Below are 16293 nucleotides of genomic sequence, written 5' to 3'. Positions count from 1 at the left end.
GGACGTCCCATCCCCGGACGACGGAAAACGGCCGTCCGCGATACATGACGACGACCCTCCCAGCCGGCTGCGAGGCCCTGCATCTTCAGGATTGCGGGACCTCCCGTGCCGAACCTCGCGACGCCCGATGCCGCATCCTGGGAGAAGCCCCGACCGGCCCCGGCTGCGACCATGAGGCGCGCAGCATGTCTTCGAAAGCGCCTCGTGGAAGAGGAAGAGGGAAGAAATCCGATGACCGATCGTCAGGATATCCCCGCCGGCCCCGCCGAAGGGCAGCGCAAAACCCGCCCGCTGACCGGTGACGAATATATCGAGAGTCTGCGGGACGACCGGGAGATATACCTCTACGGCGAACGGGTAAAGGACGTCACCTCCCATCCCGCATTCAGAAATCCGATCCGCATGACGGCGCGGATGTACGACGCCCTGCACGACCCGGCGCAGCGCGGAATCCTCACCAAGCCGACGGACACCGGCAGCGACGGGTACACCCACAGCTTCTTCACCACCCCGCGCAGCGCCGAGGACCTGGTCGCCGACCAGAAGGCCATCGCGGCATGGGCGCGGCTGGGCTACGGCTGGATGGGGCGCAGCCCCGACTACAAGGCCTCGTTCCTCGGCACGCTCGGCGCCAACGCCGACTACTACGCCCCGTACGAGGAGAACGCGCGCCGCTGGTACCGGGAGTCGCAGGAGAAGGTCCTCTTCTGGAACCACGCCATCGTGCACCCCCCGGTCGACCGCGACCGGGCGCCCGACGAGGTGGAGGACGTCTTCATCCACGTGGAGAAGGAGACCGACGCCGGTCTCGTGGTCAGCGGCGCCAAGGTGGTGGCCACCGGCTCCGCCCTGTCCCACTACAACTTCATCGCCCACTTCGGCCTGCCGGTCAGGAAGCGGGAGTTCGCGCTGGTCGCCACCGTGCCCATGGACGCGCCGGGCATGAAGCTGATCTGCCGCCCGTCCTACACCGCCACCGCGGCCGCCATGGGCAGCCCGTTCGACTACCCGCTGTCGTCCCGGCTGGACGAGAACGACACCATCCTCGTCCTGGACAAGGTCCTCATCCCCTGGGAGAACGTCTTCGTCTACGGGCACCTCGGCAAGGTGCAGATGTTCCCCGGCCGGTCCGGCTTCGTGGAGCGCTTCACCTTCCACGGCTGCACCCGCCTCGCCGTGAAGCTGGAGTTCATCGCCGGTCTGCTGGTCAAGGCGCTGGAGATCACCGGGACCAAGGACTTCCGGGGCGTGCAGAGCCGCGTCGGCGAGGTGCTGGCCTGGCGCAACCTGTTCTGGGGCCTCTCGGACGCAGCCGCCCGCAACCCCGTCGAGTGGAAGAACGGGGCGCTGCTGCCCAATCCGCAGTACGGGATGGCCTACCGCTGGTTCATGCAGATCGGCTACCCGCGGATCAGGGAGATCGTGCAGCAGGACGTCGCCAGCGGCCTGATCTACGTCAACTCCGGCGCCGAGGACTTCAGGAATCCCGACGTGCGGCCGTACCTCGACAAGTTCCTCCGCGGCTCGGGGGGTGTGGAGGCCGTGGACCGGGTGAAGGTGATGAAGCTGCTGTGGGACGCGGTCGGCACCGAGTTCGGCGGCCGGCACGAACTGTACGAGCGGAACTACGCCGGCAACCACGAGAACTCCCGGGTGGAGCTGCTGCTCTCGCAGGTGACCTCCGGTCAGGTCGACGGGTACAAGGCCTTCGTGGACGAGTGCCTCTCCGAGTACGACCTGGACGGCTGGACCGTGCCGGACCTCGCCTCCTTCGACGAGCTGCGCTCCCGGGTCCGCGGCTCCCTGGCGGACGGCTGAGCGCACCCAGCGGTCCGCCCGCGGTCCCCGGGGGAGTGCGGGCGGACGGGGTACGGGCCGCGAGAGCTCAGGAGGCCAGCTCGAGCGGTGTGTCGGGGGTGGTGACCGTACGGGCCAGGACCCTGACGAACCCGGCGGCGAACTCCCGCATCGTCGCCTCGTGGAACAGGTTGGTGTTGAACCCCAGATGGCCGAGCATCTCGCCGGACAGGGGGTCGATGTCGAGCTGGAACATCACACCGTCCGGGATGTCGGTGGAGACGTCCTGCGACAGCAGGCGGCGGCGGATCTCGGAGATCCGCAGGTCGCCGGCCTCCTCGCCCTCCAGCGCCGGGAACTGGAACACCTGGAAGGCGACGACACCGAGGTCGTCCGCGGCGAACGAGGCCGCCGAGGCGGGGGCCTCGGCAACCACCTGGCCGAACGGCAGGAAGTTCCCGTACGCCTTCAGGCAGGTGGCGCGGGTGCGCTCCACCACCTCGCGGAAGGTCGCCGCCCCCGACAGGTCGGTGCGCAGCGGGACGAAGTTGAAGAACGCTCCGACGGTGTTCTGGAACCGGGCGGGGCCACGGCCCGAGGCCATCGTCGGTACGGCGACGTCGGTGACGCCGACCCGCTCGTTGAGGAACACCTTGTAGGCGGCGAGCAGCACCATGAAGGCCGAGCTGCGCGTCTGTTTCGCCACCGCCAGCGCCGCGGAGGTCAGCTCCGCGCCGACCAGGAAGCGATGCACGGAGGTCGTCTTCGGCACGGCCGCGGACTTCGGGTGGTCGCTGGGAACACCGGTGATGGTCGCCCCGGCGAGCTGCTCGCGCCAGTAGGCGCGGGCCCTGACCTCCGCGTCGGGCGCGTACCGCTCCCGCTCCCAGACGGCGAAGTCGCGGAACGGCGTCGCCTCCGGCAGTTCCCCGGTGTCGTGCCCGCGCCGACGGGCGTACAGCACGCCGAGGTCGCGGATGATGAGCTGCATGGAGACCTCGTCGGCCGCCGTGTGGTGGACGACCAGGACCAGGACCGCGTTCTCCTCGTCGAACCGGCCCAGCACCGCGCGCAGCAGCGGCAGTTCCGTGACGCCGTACCGCCCGCCCTCCAGTTCGATGAGCAGCTCCTCGGCGCGGCGGTCGCGCAGTGCCGGGTCCGGCTCGGGGATCTCCCGGACGTCCAGGGACACCGGCGAGGGCGGGCCGATCTCCTGGCGCTGCTCGCCAGGAGTGCGCACGACGGTCGTGCGCAGCGCCTCGTGACGGGCCACGACGTCGTTCAGTGCCTCCTGGAGTGCTTCGGTGTCGGCCTTTCCGGTGAGCCGCCAGCCGCCGACGATGTTGTAGAGGGGCCCGAAGGGGCCCTCCTCGTCGCCCTGGTCGAACATGCAGAGGAACTCTTGGTTGAAGGAGAGCGGAATACTCATCGGTTCGTCCCAGGTCTCGTGGGGTCGGGCGTCGCTCGCGGCGGGGCGCCTCGGGGCGGCCCCGCCGGAAGCGACCGGGTCGGGGGAGCGCGGGGCTCAGACCAGCACGGTGCCGGTCTGCTCGGCGGCCCCGAGGAACTCGCCGCGGGAGAGGGCCGCGGCCACCAGTTCGATGTCGTCGGACATGTAGCGGTCGCGGTCGAGCGTGGGCACCAGCGAACGGATCGTGTCGTAGGTCGCCCGGCCGGTCGGGCTGAGTCCGTCGCGGCGGCCCGAGAGGTCGACGGCCTGGGCGGCGGCGAGGAACTCCACGGCGAGGATGCGGGTGTTGTTGGACAGCACGCGGCGGGCGTTGCGGGCGGCGATCAGGCCCATGCTGACCACGTCCTGGTTGTCGCCGTTGGACGGGACGGACTGGGTGGAGGCGGGGCCGATCGTGCGGTTCTCGGCGACCAGGGCGGTGGCCGGGTACTGGGCGCCGGCGAAGCCGCTGCTGAGGCCGGGCTCGCCGGCGACGAGGAACTCCGGGAGCCCGTCGCTGAGGTGACGGTTCAGCAGGCGGTTGGTGCGCCGCTCGGAGAAGACCCCGAGCTGGGTGAGGGCCAGGACGACGAAGTCCATCGCGAAGGCGATCGGCTGGCCGTGGAAGTTCGCGCCGTGGAAGACCTCCTTGCCGTCGAAGAACAGCGGGTTGTCGTTCGAGGAGTTCAGCTCGGTCCGCAGCTTCTCCGCGGCGTGGTAGAGCGTGTCGCGGACGGCGCCGACCACCTGCGGGATGGCGCGCAGCGTGTACGCCTTCTGCAGGTAGACCTCGGTGCGCGAGACGTCGCCGCCGCCGCGCTGCTCCTCGGCCTGGTGGCGCAGTTCGGCGTGGTCGAGGACCAGGCCGCTGCCGGCCAGCAGCGCCCGCATGTTGGCCGCGGTGTCGATCTGGCCCTGGTGCGGGCGGGCGATGTCGTGGCCCTCGGCCTGGAACGGGCTGGTCGACCCGCGCAGTACCTCCAGGACGAGCGCGGTGCCGATCTCGGCCTGGCGCACCTGGTCCAGGGCGCGGCCCACGACCAGGGAGCCGAGGCCGGTCATGGCCGAGGTGCCGTTGATGAGCGCGAGGCCCTCCTTGAACCGCAGCTGGAGCGGCTCGATGCCCTCCTCGCGCAGCACCTGGCCGGTCGGCACCCGCTTGCCGTCCCGGAGGACGTACCCCTCGCCGATCAGCGTGCACGCGATGTGCGAGAGCGGGGCGAGGTCGCCGCTGGCGCCCAGCGAGCCGATCTCCGGGATGGCCGGGGTGATGCCCCGGTTCAGGTAGAGGGCCAGGCGCTCCAGCAGCTCGGGCCGGACCGCGGAGTAGCCCTTGGAGAGGGCGTTGAGGCGGGCGGCGACAACTGCGCGGGCCTCGTCCTGGGCGAAGAGCGGGCCGACGCCGGAGCTGTGGCTGCGCACCAGGTTGGTCTGGAGTTCGACCTCCTTGGAGGGGTCGACCAGCATGTAGATCATCTCGCCGTAACCGGTGGTGACGCCGTAGACGGGGGCGCCGTCATGGATGATCTTCTCGAACTGGGCGCGGCTCCGTGCGGCCTTGGCCAGGGCCTCCGGGGCCACGGATACCCGGGCCAGGTCCTCGGCGACCCGGCGCACCGCCGGGACGTCGAGGGTCTCGCCGTCGAAGCTGACGCTCGACCCGTCCGATTCGACCGAGAAGCCGGTTTCGAGCATGGTCACGACATTCACCCCATCATGGATTGGAAACGTATACAGGTAGGAATCCGGCCCACGGCGGGCGCCGGAAGGCGCTCAGCGCGGGGGTTGCGCAAGGTCCGCCAGCGCACGCCGGTCGACCTTTCCGCCGGTGTTGTGGGGCAGGCGCGCGAGCGTCACGAACGACACCGCGGGCAGCGCCCTGCCGAACCAGCCGCGAAGCGTGGCGCGCCAGGCGCCCGAGGCGTCGGCCGGATCGCCGTCCGGTCCGCCGCTCGGCACCACGTACGCCACCAGCCGCTCCACCAGCCCGTCCGCGGCGGTACGGGCGACCACGGCGCACGCGGCCACCGACGGGTCGGAGCCCAGCGCGGCTTCGACGTCGGTGAGTTCCAGCCGGGTACCGCGGATCTTGACCCGGGAGTCCGCCCGCCCCCGGAACTCCAGCAAACCGTCCCAGCGCCGGCGCCCCAGGTCCCCGCCGCGGTAGCAGGCTCCGCCGACGAGACCGGACCCGGCGGGGCCGGCCACGGGACGGAACGCCTCGCCGGGCCGCTCGGCACCGACGTAGCCGGGGGTGACGTACGGGCCGCACACCACGATGCGGCCGGTGACACCCGTGGGGCAGGGCCGGTCGTGCTCGTCGAGGACCAGCACCTGACGGCCCGGGATCGGACGTCCGACCGGCACGAAGCCGTCGCCGACCGCCCCGTCCACCTCGTGCCAGGTGGCCAGGACGGTCTCGGTGGCGCCGTACAGGTTGACCAGCCGGACCCCGGGCAGCGCGGCGCGCAGGGCATCGGCGAGTTCCCCGTGCAACGCCTCGCCCGCGAGCAGGAGGTGGCTCAGGGAGGGGAGCCGCACGCCCGCGGTGTCGAGCGCGGCGAGCAGTTCCCGGGCGAAGCTCGGCACCGTCTGGAAGTGGGTGATCCGCTCCGACTCCAGCCAGCCGGCCAGCTTCTCCGGGTGGGCCCGGAGCCGTTCCGGGACCGGGCACAGGGCGGCACCCGTGGTCAGTGCCGAGAACAGCTCGACCAGCGAGGCGTCGTAGCCGGGCTGGGCCCACTGCGCCACACGGGACCCGGGCCCGATGCCGAAGGCGCCGGCGAACCAGTCGACGAACTGTGCGAAGGTCCGGTGGGTCTGCGGAATGCCCTTGGGCGCGCCGGTCGAGCCGGACGTGTAGGCGATGTAGGCCCACCGGTCGGACGCGGCGCCGGAGGGGCCCTGCGCGGGCGGCGCGACCGCGCCGCCCGCGCAGGGCAGGGCCCGGACGGGGGAGGCCGGGCCGGTCGGGAAGTCCTTCGGGAGCGGGGCGGCGGAGCCGGGGGAGCCACCGGGGTCCGGCAGGGGCAGGGCGTCCAGGTCGAGGACGTGGCCGCCCAGTTCGACGCGGTACCAGGTCGGCAGCGGCGCGGCGGCCTGCTCCCCGGCCACCACCAGGCAGTGCGGGCGCAGCCCGGCGAGCACGGCCTTGACGCGTTCCCCAGAGTCCCGGGCGGCGAGGCCCACCGCGTGGGCGCCCGCGCCGAGGACGCCGAGCAGCGCCGCGGCCTGGCCGGGGCCGTTGGGCAGCCGCAGCGCCACCGGCGCGCCCTCGCCGACGCCGAGCGCGCGCAGCGCGTCCGTGACTCCCGCGGCCCGGGCGTTCAACTCGGCGTAGGTGACGGTGCCCTGGGCGGTGTCCAGTGCGGGCGCGCCGGGCGTGGCCAGGGCCGCGGCACGCACCCGCTCGTGCACGGGCGGCCCGCTGCCGGGCCCCGTGCCGGTGAGGTCCGCCTCGCGCACGGCCGAGCTGAGCCGCTCGGGCGTCTCCAGGGGGAGGGCGGCCACCGGTGTGCCGGGGTCGGTCAGCGCCGCGTCCAGAAGGGTGCGGAGCTGGCCGAGCAGACCGGGAGCGGCCGCGGAGTCGGAGGGAGCGGTCCGGTACTCCAGCGAGCCCGTGAGGCGGGGCGCGCCGTCGTGCACCGCGAGGGTGAGATCCGTGTCGGGCAGGTCACCGCCGGCCCGCAGCCGCCGAACCCGCGCACCGGGCAGCCGGAGCACCGGTTCAGCCGGGCCCTCCACGACGAACGCCGCGTCCACGGGAGCGTCCGGGGCCGGCTCGTGGGCCGACACGGAGATCTGCCGTACCAGCTCACGGAAGGACGGGCCGCCGGGCAGGCCGCCGCCGGACAGGTCGGCGCGGACCGCCGTCCGGCCGCCGTCCGTCCCACGCACGGCCACGACCGGCCGCTCCGTGTCGCGGTGGCGCCCGACGAGGCAGCAGTACGCGGCCAGCAGGACGTCGGAAGGGGCGGCCCCCTCGGAGGCGGCCAGCGCCCCGACGGCCCCGGCCGGCCCCGTACCCCCGTCGAACGAGGCGACGGCCGGGTCGCCCCCGGTCCCGACCGCGGCCGCGTAGGCGGCGCCGAGGCCGTCGACGAGGGAGGCGAGCCGGTGGCCGCCGGCCGCGAACGCCCGGTTCGCGGCCAGCAGCACGAGGTGTCCGCCATCGGCGCACCGCGCGACGGTCAGGCGCGCGGCCGGACCGTGCCCGGCGGGGAAGGCGAGGGACGAGGGGTCGGCCCACAGCCGTTCGGCGGCCTGCCACGGACCGGGATCCGTGACGTCGCCGAGTTCCGCGATCGGGCGGGCGTCCCCGCCCGGCCCGGCGGCACCGCCGTCCTGGGCGCGGTGCCGCGCGGCGACGCCGTGCCAGGCGGCGCGCAGCGCCGGCAGGCGGAGGCCGCCGGTCACGGCGTACGCACGGACCACCCGGGCCGTCTCGGTCACGCCCACTCCCTTCGTCGCAGGCCGGGTGCGGCTCAGTTCGTCGAGACGAGTTCGTCGCCGCGGGACGGTGAGGAGGCCTGGGGCGACGGCGGGGCCGTCGCCACCGGGCGGCGGGCGGAGGCGCCCTCCGCGCCGCCGCCGAGCCGGTCCGTGATCGCGCCGCGCACCACGTTCCACAGCACACGGGCGAGGAACGCCGGGCGCATCATGGCGTCGGGCTTGTCGACGAGTCCGGCGCCCCGCATGTACGCGGCGGTGACCTTGCCGTCGTGGACGGCCGCGGTCTGCACCAGCTTCAGGAAGGTCTGAGCCGCCTTGACCTGCCTGGTGCGCTCGCCCTGGACCCCGGGGAAGGTGAGGTCGACGGCGTTGGTCATCTCCCACGGCGGGTCGATGACCTCGGTGGCGAGATCGCGGAAGTACTGCGCGGGGATCGGGGCCGCGCCGGTGTGCAGATGGTCGCGCAGGGTCAGGGCGCCGAGCGCGGCGGCCGTCATGCCCTGGGCGTAGACCGGGTTGAAGGTGGTGACGGCGTCGCCGGTGACCAGCAGGCCCAGCGGGAAGCGGTCCAAGTCCTCGTAACGGCGGCGCAGCGTCGTCGGGAAGCGGAAGGCGACCGGCTCGTCCAGTGGCACGGCGTGCTGCAGCGCGTCGTGGATGTCCGGTACCGCCAGCGACTTCACCCAGGCGTACAGGCCCTCCTGGTCGGTCGGCGGGTGGTCGCCGAGCAGGCCGTACGTGGTCAGCTCCACCCGGTCGCCGTCGGTCTTGGTGAAGATGGCGCCGCGGGGCAGCGCGGGCGAGGCCACCGGGTTGATGGACAGATCGCCGTCGTACGGGTCCGCCAGCAGCCTGTAGTGCTGGGTGACGTAAGCGAGGCCGATCTTCTTGCGCTCCTCGACAACCCGCGGGTAGCCGAGCTCCTCCAGCCATACGGGGGTACGCGAGCCGCGGCCGGTCGCGTCGACCACGAGGTCGGCCTCGATGACCTCCTCGCCGCCCTCCCCGAGCAGGCTCTGGACGCGGACGCCGGTGACCCGGCCGCGGTCCGGGGTCGTCACCAGGCCGAGGATGTCGTGCTGTTCGCGGAAGGAGACCGCAGGCAGCGCCGCGGTGCGCCGGCGGATGTGCTTCTCCAGCATGGGGCGGCTCGCGGCCACGCAGGTCAGGCCCGCGACCTCCGGCTTGAGGCGCCGACCGTTGAAGTACCAGCGCACATGGCCGGCGAGGTCGCCGGTGGGGACGCCGTCCGCGAAGATCTCCTCGGTGATCCCCGGGTACATCTCCTCCATGGCGAGCTGGCCGCGGGCCAGCAGGCCGTTGATGTGCCGGCTCTGGGGGCAGTGCTTGCGCGGCCCTTCCACCCCGACCAGGACGTCGCGGTCCACAATGAGTACGTCGTCGTAGGCATCGGCGAGCACTCTGGCCGCGAACAGGCCGGCGATGCTTCCGCCGAGTACCACCGCGCGAGTACCGGTCTTGTCGCCCGACACGGGTACCTCCTCGAAATTCCCCGCTATGGGGTGGAATTCTGGTCTGGTCTGCAATCAGGTGATCGGCTCCAGAGGAGCCGATCGTCGCGCCCCGGCTCACCGCGGCGCATCTCCTGGTGTGCTGCCCCCGGCCGCCGCGCCGTCCGGGCGGGCGGCCGGGGAACTCAGCGGGCGCCCGCGGCACCGAAGCGGGCGCGCGCGAGTTCCCGGTTGGCGGCGGTGAACAGGAAGACGGCGATTCCGGCATGGCTCTGCTGCATGGACATGTCGCGCCAGATCCGTTCCATGCGCTCGCCGTTGCGGACGGCGCTGGAACCGGCGGTCGGGAAGAGATACCTCTCGACCGCGCGCCAGCTCATCCGCACCGCCTCACGGCAGACCGCGGCGACCCGCAGCTCGTGCTCGGGAGTGACGCCTCCCACAGCGGCGGCCTCGTCCCACATCCGGATCGCGCCCAGCAGGCCGGCCTCCGCGGAGAGCACCAGACCGGCCGCCTCGCCGTACCAGTACTGGAAGTCGGGATCCTCGAAGCGGGTGACGACGGGCGGGAACATCGTCTGCCGCGACCTCATCAGCTCCTCGTACGCGTCGAGAGCCCCCTTGGCCATGCCGACCGCGAGCGCCGCGTCCTCCAGGATCATGAAGCTCAGCGGCCCGCCCCCGTACATCGGGTTGCCGTGCAGGGCGCGCCCCGGGGTGCCGTCGGCGACACTCACCTGGCTGAGGTGGGTGTCCAGGGTGAACCGGTCAGGGATCAGCCCGTTCTCGATCCGGAGGCCGTGCGAGCCGCTGCCCCGCAGACCGAGCTGCGCACCCCAGTCGTCGAGCCGGCTGAACGTCTCGCGCGGGGCGACGAACAGCAGGGGGCGTACCTCGCCGTCCCCGTCGTCGACCAGGGTGTGGCCCAGGAAGTGCGTGGCGTACGGCGATCCGGAGCAGTAGCGCCAGGTGCCCTCGATCAGCCACCGCCCGTCGGCCGTGCGCCGGCCCGTGCCGCTCGGAGCCACCGTCGCGGGGCACAGGAAGTCGCCGCAGGCGAAGATCTCCGACTGCGCCCGCTCGTCGAACAGGGCGGCCACCGCGTGCGCGTGGGCGGCGCCCAGGCAGTACATCCAGCCCGTCGAGGGGCAGCCCCGCGAAAGGGCGACCACCACGCGCATGAAGGTCTCGACACCGAACTCGTAACCGCCGTAGCGCCGTGGAACGAGGATCCGGTACAGGCCCGCCCGGCGGAACGCCTCATGGGTGTCCTCGGCGTAGAAGCCGCGCTGCTCCGTCTCGGCCTGGCGGCCGATCAGCCCGCGGGCGAGCTCCTCGGCCCGGGCCACGACCTCGTCCGGGGTCAGTCCGGGTTCGGGTACCGGGACGGCGGTCCGTTCGGAAGCACTCGCGGTGACGGTCATTGCTGCGCGGTTTCCTTCGCCTTGGAATGAAGCCGCACCGCGGCACAGGGCACCCGCCCATGTCGCGCCGCACTGCGACCCTGGCCCACGGCCATGGCTCGCAGCGTCGCACCCGCTCGCCGAGGCGGGCATCTCCTTGATTGCGCAGCGCCGCCGCGGCACCGGGGGTACGGGCGGCACCGGGGGCACCGGGGGCACCGGGAGTACGGGCGGCACCGGGGGCACCGGGAGTACGGGCGGCACCGGGGGCACCGGGAGTACGGGCGGCACCGGCGGCACCGGCCGTACGGGCGGCCCGTCGGGCGGGCACGACCGCACGCGGGAAGATGCGGCCCGCGAAGGCGCGGTGCGATCGTCGGACCGCCCGGTCCGTCGTGCCGGCCGCGACGGATCCGCCACCCGACGACCTGGAGTCCCGTTGAGAACCGCGCACCGCACCTGCCCCGTCTGCGACGCCGTCTGCGGACTGCGGATCGAGCTCGACGACGACGACCGCGTCACCGGCGTCCGCGGCGACGCCGACGACCCGTTCTCCAAGGGCTACGTCTGCCCCAAGGGCGCCAGCCTGGGCCGGATCGACGAGGACCCCGACCGGCTGCGCACGCCGATGATCCGCACCGGCGACCAGTGGCGCGAGGCGACCTGGGACGAGGCCTTCCGAGCTGTCGAGAAAGGCCTCGCAGGCGTCGTCGAGGACCACGGCCGCCAGTCCGTCGCCGCCTACTTCGGCAACCCGACCTTCCACACCATGGGCGGCATCTTCTACCGCGGCCCGCTCTCGCAGTCCCTGGGCACCACCAACCTCTACAGCGCCGGCACCATCGACCAGATGCCCAAGCACGTCTCCTGCGGTCTCATGTTCGGCAACGCCATGGCGATCTCCGTGCCCGACCTGGACCGCACCGACCACCTGCTGGTCATCGGCGCCAACCCGGCCGAGTCACACGGCTCGCTGTGCGCCGCCCCCGACTTCCCCGGACGGCTGAAGGCGATCCGGGCGCGCGGCGGCCGGATCGTCGTCGTCGACCCGCGCCGCACCCGCACCGCCGACCTCGCCGACGAGCACGTCTTCGTCCGGCCGGGCACCGACGCCCTGCTGCTGTTCGCCATGGTCCACACGCTGTTCGCGGAGGACCTCACCACCGTACGCGTCGAGACGGAGGGGCTCGGGGAACTGCGCGAGCACGCCGCCCCCTTCACCCCCGACGCCGTGTCCGCCGCGACCGGGGTGCCCGCCGCGACCATCGTCCGGCTCGCCCGCGAACTCGCCTCCGCGCCCACCGCCGCCGTCTACACCCGCGTGGGCACCAGCACCGCAGACTTCGGCACCCTCACCCAGTACCTGGTGGACGTGCTCAACACCCTCACCGGCAACCTCGACCGGCCCGGCGGCGTCATGTTCACCCGCCCCGCCACCCTCGAAGTGCCCTGGGGCCCGCGCCCCTTCACCTCCGGCCGCTGGCACAGCCGGGTGCGGGGACTGCCGGAGGCCCTCGGGGAACTGCCCGTCGCGACCCTCGCCGACGAGATGGAGACCCCCGGCGAGGGGCAGGTCAGGGCGCTGATCTGCGTGGCCGGGAACCTGGTCCTGTCCGCGCCCAACGGCCCCCGCCTGGGACGGGCCCTCGACGGCCTGGACTTCATGGTCTGCGTCGACCCGTACCTCAACGAGACCACCCGGCGCGCCCACGTCATCCTGCCGCCGCCGCGCATGATGCAGATGCCCCACTACGACCTGCTGCTGCTCACCGTCACCGTGCGCAACTACACCCGGTTCTCGCCACCGGTCCTCCCGCTCGAACCCGGGCAGCTCTCCGAGGCGGAGATCATGGCCCGGCTCTGCCTGATCGCCGCCGGCCAGGGATCAAAACTGGAACCGGCACAACCCGGTGGTTCAACCGACCACCCGGTGGTTCAACCGACCACAACCCCACCAAAACACACCATCAACCTGACACAACATCAAAAAACCCAGACAAACAAAAAACACACCCACCCCCACAAACAGTCAATCAACCCCTCAACAAACAACACGACCCCAACCGACACAACCAAAACACCAACCACCAACAAACCACCCCGAAAACACCAAAACAGCACCAACCAACACAACTCACCAAACCAAGAACCAACCCGAACCAAACGAACCCAACGACAGTGCGGAACCCTTCGACCAGGAGGAGTGGAATGATCCGTCAGTGCGGGTCCAGTTCCGGAACGTCGCCAGAGCAGTAGATTCGATCATGGTGTCATCCTGACAGGCTGGTCGTTGAAGAGGGGCCTGCCAGGCTTTCGAGACGGCAGGCTCCTGCGGTGAGGTCACTCTGTTCGGCAATGCCGGGGACGTTTCGTGGTGTGCGGCTCCCGCCGCGGTGTGGTCGCCGAGGAGTTCCAGCAGGTGGGTTCCACGGTTTGGCGACGCCTCGGGCCATGCCTCGGCCGGGAAGGAATCCCACTCGGCCTGGCTGCCGTAGACCATCTCGACGTACGCCATCTCTGGTTTCCCTCGTAACGGATCGTCCCCTCGGCACGCTCTCACCCTGTGGTCGGAGCCGGGATCCTGCCCGCGACATCTAGCACCCTTCCACGGGGATCTTCTTCACTTCCCGCCTCCGATGGGACGCGCCGTGGACACATCTGAACAGGTCACGTGCCAACTCCGCAGGAGGGGAGCGTAGTGAGAGCACAGGAGAAGAAACGGCACGACCGAGGTGATCGTGCCGCTGGACGATCTGGCGACGCCGGTGGCACCGGGATTTCTGCCGAAGGATGGCTGGACATCCCGTGACGTGGCTAGGTCGTGCCGAGTCCCGGGCGAGGGCCCTGGCAGACCTTCACGCGCGCACACTGGAGGTGGTCGGCACCGGCCGTGTGGACGAATCGGAATGCGAGGAGCACATGTCCTTTCAGGCTTATCTGGACAACATCGAGGACAAGACGGGCCTGACGCCCCGGCAGTTCATCGAGCTGGCGAAGGAGCGCGGCTTCGAAGGCCCGACGCTGAAGGCCGGCCCGGTCCTGGAGTGGCTGAAGGAAGACCACGGTCTGGGCCGGGGCCACGGGATGGCGTTGGTGCACGTCTTCAAGAACGGCGCGAAGATCTCCGGCAAGCACGTCGGTTCGGACGGCACTCACCGCGACGATTCCGACGTGCTGTGGCTCGACGGGAAGAACAACCGGCCCTGACCCCGTCGCGGACGAAGAACGCCAGGCCGTGAACCAGCCGGAGTCGTCGTTTTCGGCTCGGTTCGGAAGGCAGACGCCCTGCAGACCGGGGCGGTATGCGAACCGGCCAACGGTGTGGAACACGACCGGCGGCCGACTGGTCCGCACTCTGGAAGTTGGCCGCTTCGTGCACGTGTACCGACGATGAAGGACCGGTCTGCGCGGGCGACGAGGAGGCGACATGGACTGGTCCACGGCAGATGTTCCCGACCAGAGCGGTAGGACCGCGCTGGTCACCGGAGGCTCCGGAGGGATCGGGCTGGAGACGGCCCGAACGCTCGCGGCCCGCGGGGCTCATGTCGTACTCGCCTGCCGCAACGTCGAACGGGGCCTTGCCGCCGCGGCCCGCATCGGCGGCCGCACCGAGGTAGTACGCCTCGACCTCGCCTCGCTGGACTCCGTACGGCAGGCGGCTGCCGAGATACGGGGCCGACATCAGCGCCTGGACCTGCTCGTCAACAACGCCGGGGTGATGTTCCCGCCGTTCCGGCGCACCGAGGACGGCTTCGAGGCCCACTTCGGTGTCAACCACCTGGGGCATTTCGCTCTCACCGGCCTGCTGCTGGACCTGATGCGGCATGTGCCGGGCTCCCGCGTCGTCACCGTCACAAGCCTGGCACACCGGGCCGGCACCGCCGGCTTCGACGACGGGCAGGCCCGCTCGACGAGCGGCAGGCGTTCGGTGACGGCATACGGGCGGTCCAAGCTCGCGAACCTGATGTTCGCCAGGGAACTGCAGCACCGGCTCGCCGGTGCGGGCGCAGCCACCGTCTCCCTCGCCGCGCACCCGGGCCTGTCGGCGACCGGGCTGTGGCACGGCGACGCGCCGGCACTGCTGCGGCCGGTGGCCGGGGCGGCCCTGCGGTGGCTGGCGCAGCCTCCGGAGCAGGCAGCCCTGCCGTCACTGCGAGCCGCCACGGACTACCTCGTGCCGGGTGGCGCCTACCTCGGCCCGCACGCGCTCTTCGAGAGCCGGGGTAAGCCGATGCCGGCGCGCTCGAGCCGGGTGTCACTGGATGTGTCGGCGCAGGTCCGACTCTGGGAATTGTCGCAGGACCTGACCGGGGTGCGCTACCGACTCACCCCCGCGGACACACCGGCATGTACGCCCGAACCAGCGGCGCGCCCGCCCCAGGCGACAGGACGGTGAACACGATGACGAACGAAAGCATCGCGGCCGATGTCGGTACGGGCATCGGCCACAGACGCTTCCACGCGGTCGCCGCGTGGGCGTGGGTCTGGCGCAGCTTCGAAACACCGCTGCCGGATGTGGGAGGCGCCACATGGCAGACGGGCCCCGCGGCACCCGACCGCACGGAACAGCACGAGGAGCGACCGAGTCAGCCCTCGCCACAGGACACGACCGAATCCGAGGACCACACCCACTTCGCCTACGGCGGCCCCTGGTAGCCACCAACTTCCCCAAGACACAGACGGCCAGGGCGACAGCCGTGTCGGCCGTGTACGGGGTGATCGTGGCGCTGGCCGGTACCGGCATTCCGCAGTTCGACCAGGGTCAGGGCGGTGGCTCCGGGTTCTCGGGGCGCCTCGTACGGGCTGATCGGCCTCGTCATGACGTATCCGGGTCTGGCGTCGCTCGGGATCGTGCGCGGCCCGCTCAGGCGGGTCGCGGCGCGCTTCCCGAACGCGCCGATGGTGTTCATGGGCTGCCTGATCGGCGCCTTCCTGGTCGGGCGTCCGTTCCCGCTGTTCCGCCAGTTGTTCAGGGACGCGGCCGAGAGCCGCAACGTGCTGTACGGTGCGGCGGTCTTCGGACTTCAAACGCTCGGCAACATCGTCGTCACGGCGGTGCTGCTCCTCGTCGTCACCGGTCTCTTCTGTGACCGTCTGCACCACTGGATGTCGGCGAAGCCGAGCCGCGCGTCGGCACTGATGGCGGCGGCGTTCATCGCCGCGGGCGTGTTCGGCGCCCTGGGCCGTCTGAGAGCCACGACGAACGGGCCCGGCAGGCGCCCCGAGAGGCACGCCCGGCGGAGCCGTTGGCATGAGGTCCCAACGGCGTTGGACGTCAGGCGGAGCCGGCCGCGGCTGCGATGACCCCGGGGTCATGCGAGGCCGGCGGCGGCGCGGAGGGCGTCGATGCGGTCGGTGCGTTCCCAGGTGAAGTCGGGGAGTTCGCGGCCGAAGTGGCCGTAGGCGGCCACGGGCTCGGACCTGCGTATGGGACTTGTTGTGTCCCTCCTTCCAGTCCGGGAGCTCGGTCTGGCCACGCTGCCGGCGGTGCAGGATGACAAGTCCGGTGCCCAGGTAACCGCCGTCGGCGATCGTGAGGATCTTGCCGACGGCAGCCTTGGCCCCAAACTCCTCCCACGCCCTACAGTCGTTGCGGTTCCCCGCAAGCGGCCGGCCCACCACAACGACCAGACGGGTGTCAGCGTCGATGACGACCCGGCGGTAGGTGGAGTACCGATAGTTCTTGGGCCTTGACCCCGAAGGGTGGACACCTGTTCGT

General features: G+C 71.6%; 11 protein-coding genes and 1 pseudogene. 6 read left to right on the top strand and 6 right to left on the bottom strand.

Translation table 11 applies throughout. The annotated features are described in order from the left end of the window. Positions 1 to 231: 231 nt before the first annotated feature. Positions 232 to 1818 carry a 4-hydroxyphenylacetate 3-hydroxylase family protein gene (locus DDQ41_RS30925; RefSeq protein ID WP_109297426.1) on the top strand — a complete coding sequence of 529 codons (1587 nt, stop codon included), beginning with the start codon at positions 232 to 234 and terminating at the stop codon, positions 1816 to 1818. Positions 1819 to 1885: 67 nt separating this feature from the next. Here the strand turns inward: DDQ41_RS30925 and DDQ41_RS30920 are convergent, their stop codons facing one another. The 5 genes from DDQ41_RS30920 to DDQ41_RS30900 form a co-directional block, all read right to left on the bottom strand. Then, complete coding sequence (locus DDQ41_RS30920; protein ID WP_109297425.1) at positions 1886 to 3226, bottom strand: condensation domain-containing protein; 1341 nt, start codon at positions 3224 to 3226, stop codon at positions 1886 to 1888. Between the two features lie 96 nt (positions 3227 to 3322). Further along, on the bottom strand, positions 3323 to 4942 hold the full coding sequence (gene cmdF / locus DDQ41_RS30915; protein WP_109298036.1) for a tyrosine 2,3-aminomutase: 1620 nt from the start codon (positions 4940 to 4942) through the stop codon (positions 3323 to 3325). Positions 4943 to 5020: 78 nt separating this feature from the next. After that, a complete protein-coding gene (locus tag DDQ41_RS30910) occupies positions 5021 to 7699 on the bottom strand; it encodes an AMP-binding protein (RefSeq protein ID WP_109297424.1) in 2679 nt (892 codons plus the stop codon). A gap of 32 nt (positions 7700 to 7731) precedes the next feature. Then, entirely contained in the window at positions 7732 to 9192 is a 1461-nt protein-coding gene (locus DDQ41_RS30905; protein WP_217364454.1) for an FAD-dependent oxidoreductase, read from the bottom strand. Between the two features lie 164 nt (positions 9193 to 9356). Beyond that, the gene (locus DDQ41_RS30900) at positions 9357 to 10595 is read right to left on the bottom strand and encodes an acyl-CoA dehydrogenase family protein (RefSeq protein ID WP_109297423.1); all 1239 of its coding nucleotides are present in this window, start codon (positions 10593 to 10595) and stop codon (positions 9357 to 9359) included. A gap of 418 nt (positions 10596 to 11013) precedes the next feature. Here DDQ41_RS30900 and DDQ41_RS30895 point away from each other — a divergent pair, with 418 nt between their 5' ends. The 5 genes from DDQ41_RS30895 to DDQ41_RS30870 all read left to right on the top strand — a co-directional run bounded on the left by DDQ41_RS30895 (position 11014) and on the right by DDQ41_RS30870 (position 15878). Continuing rightward, on the top strand, positions 11014 to 12786 hold the full coding sequence (locus DDQ41_RS30895; RefSeq protein WP_109297422.1) for a molybdopterin-dependent oxidoreductase: 1773 nt from the start codon (positions 11014 to 11016) through the stop codon (positions 12784 to 12786). Positions 12787 to 13493: 707 nt separating this feature from the next. Next, positions 13494 to 13781: a DUF4287 domain-containing protein gene (locus DDQ41_RS30885; RefSeq protein WP_109298035.1), complete on the top strand. Its 288-nt coding sequence runs from the start codon at positions 13494 to 13496 to the stop codon at positions 13779 to 13781. A 220-nt stretch (positions 13782 to 14001) separates the two neighbouring features. Next, a complete protein-coding gene (locus DDQ41_RS30880) occupies positions 14002 to 14970 on the top strand; it encodes an oxidoreductase (RefSeq protein ID WP_109297420.1) in 969 nt (322 codons plus the stop codon). A 5-nt stretch (positions 14971 to 14975) separates the two neighbouring features. Next, positions 14976 to 15230, top strand: a complete 255-nt coding sequence (locus DDQ41_RS31955) for a hypothetical protein (RefSeq protein WP_174720341.1) — start codon at positions 14976 to 14978, stop codon at positions 15228 to 15230. 114 nt (positions 15231 to 15344) lie between these two features. Beyond that, a complete protein-coding gene (locus DDQ41_RS30870; RefSeq protein ID WP_109297419.1) occupies positions 15345 to 15878 on the top strand; it encodes a hypothetical protein in 534 nt (177 codons plus the stop codon). A gap of 105 nt (positions 15879 to 15983) precedes the next feature. Here DDQ41_RS30870 and DDQ41_RS30865 read toward each other — a convergent pair. Then, positions 15984 to 16265 (bottom strand): annotated as a pseudogene (locus DDQ41_RS30865) (transposase); the annotation flags it as partial. Positions 16266 to 16293: the final 28 nt, after the last annotated feature.

Source organism: Streptomyces spongiicola (assembly GCF_003122365.1).
GTDB classification, from domain to species: Bacteria; Actinomycetota; Actinomycetes; order Streptomycetales; family Streptomycetaceae; genus Streptomyces; species Streptomyces spongiicola.
Note: the sequence above shows the minus strand (reverse complement) of the source record. Positions and strands in the feature narration are given on the sequence as shown.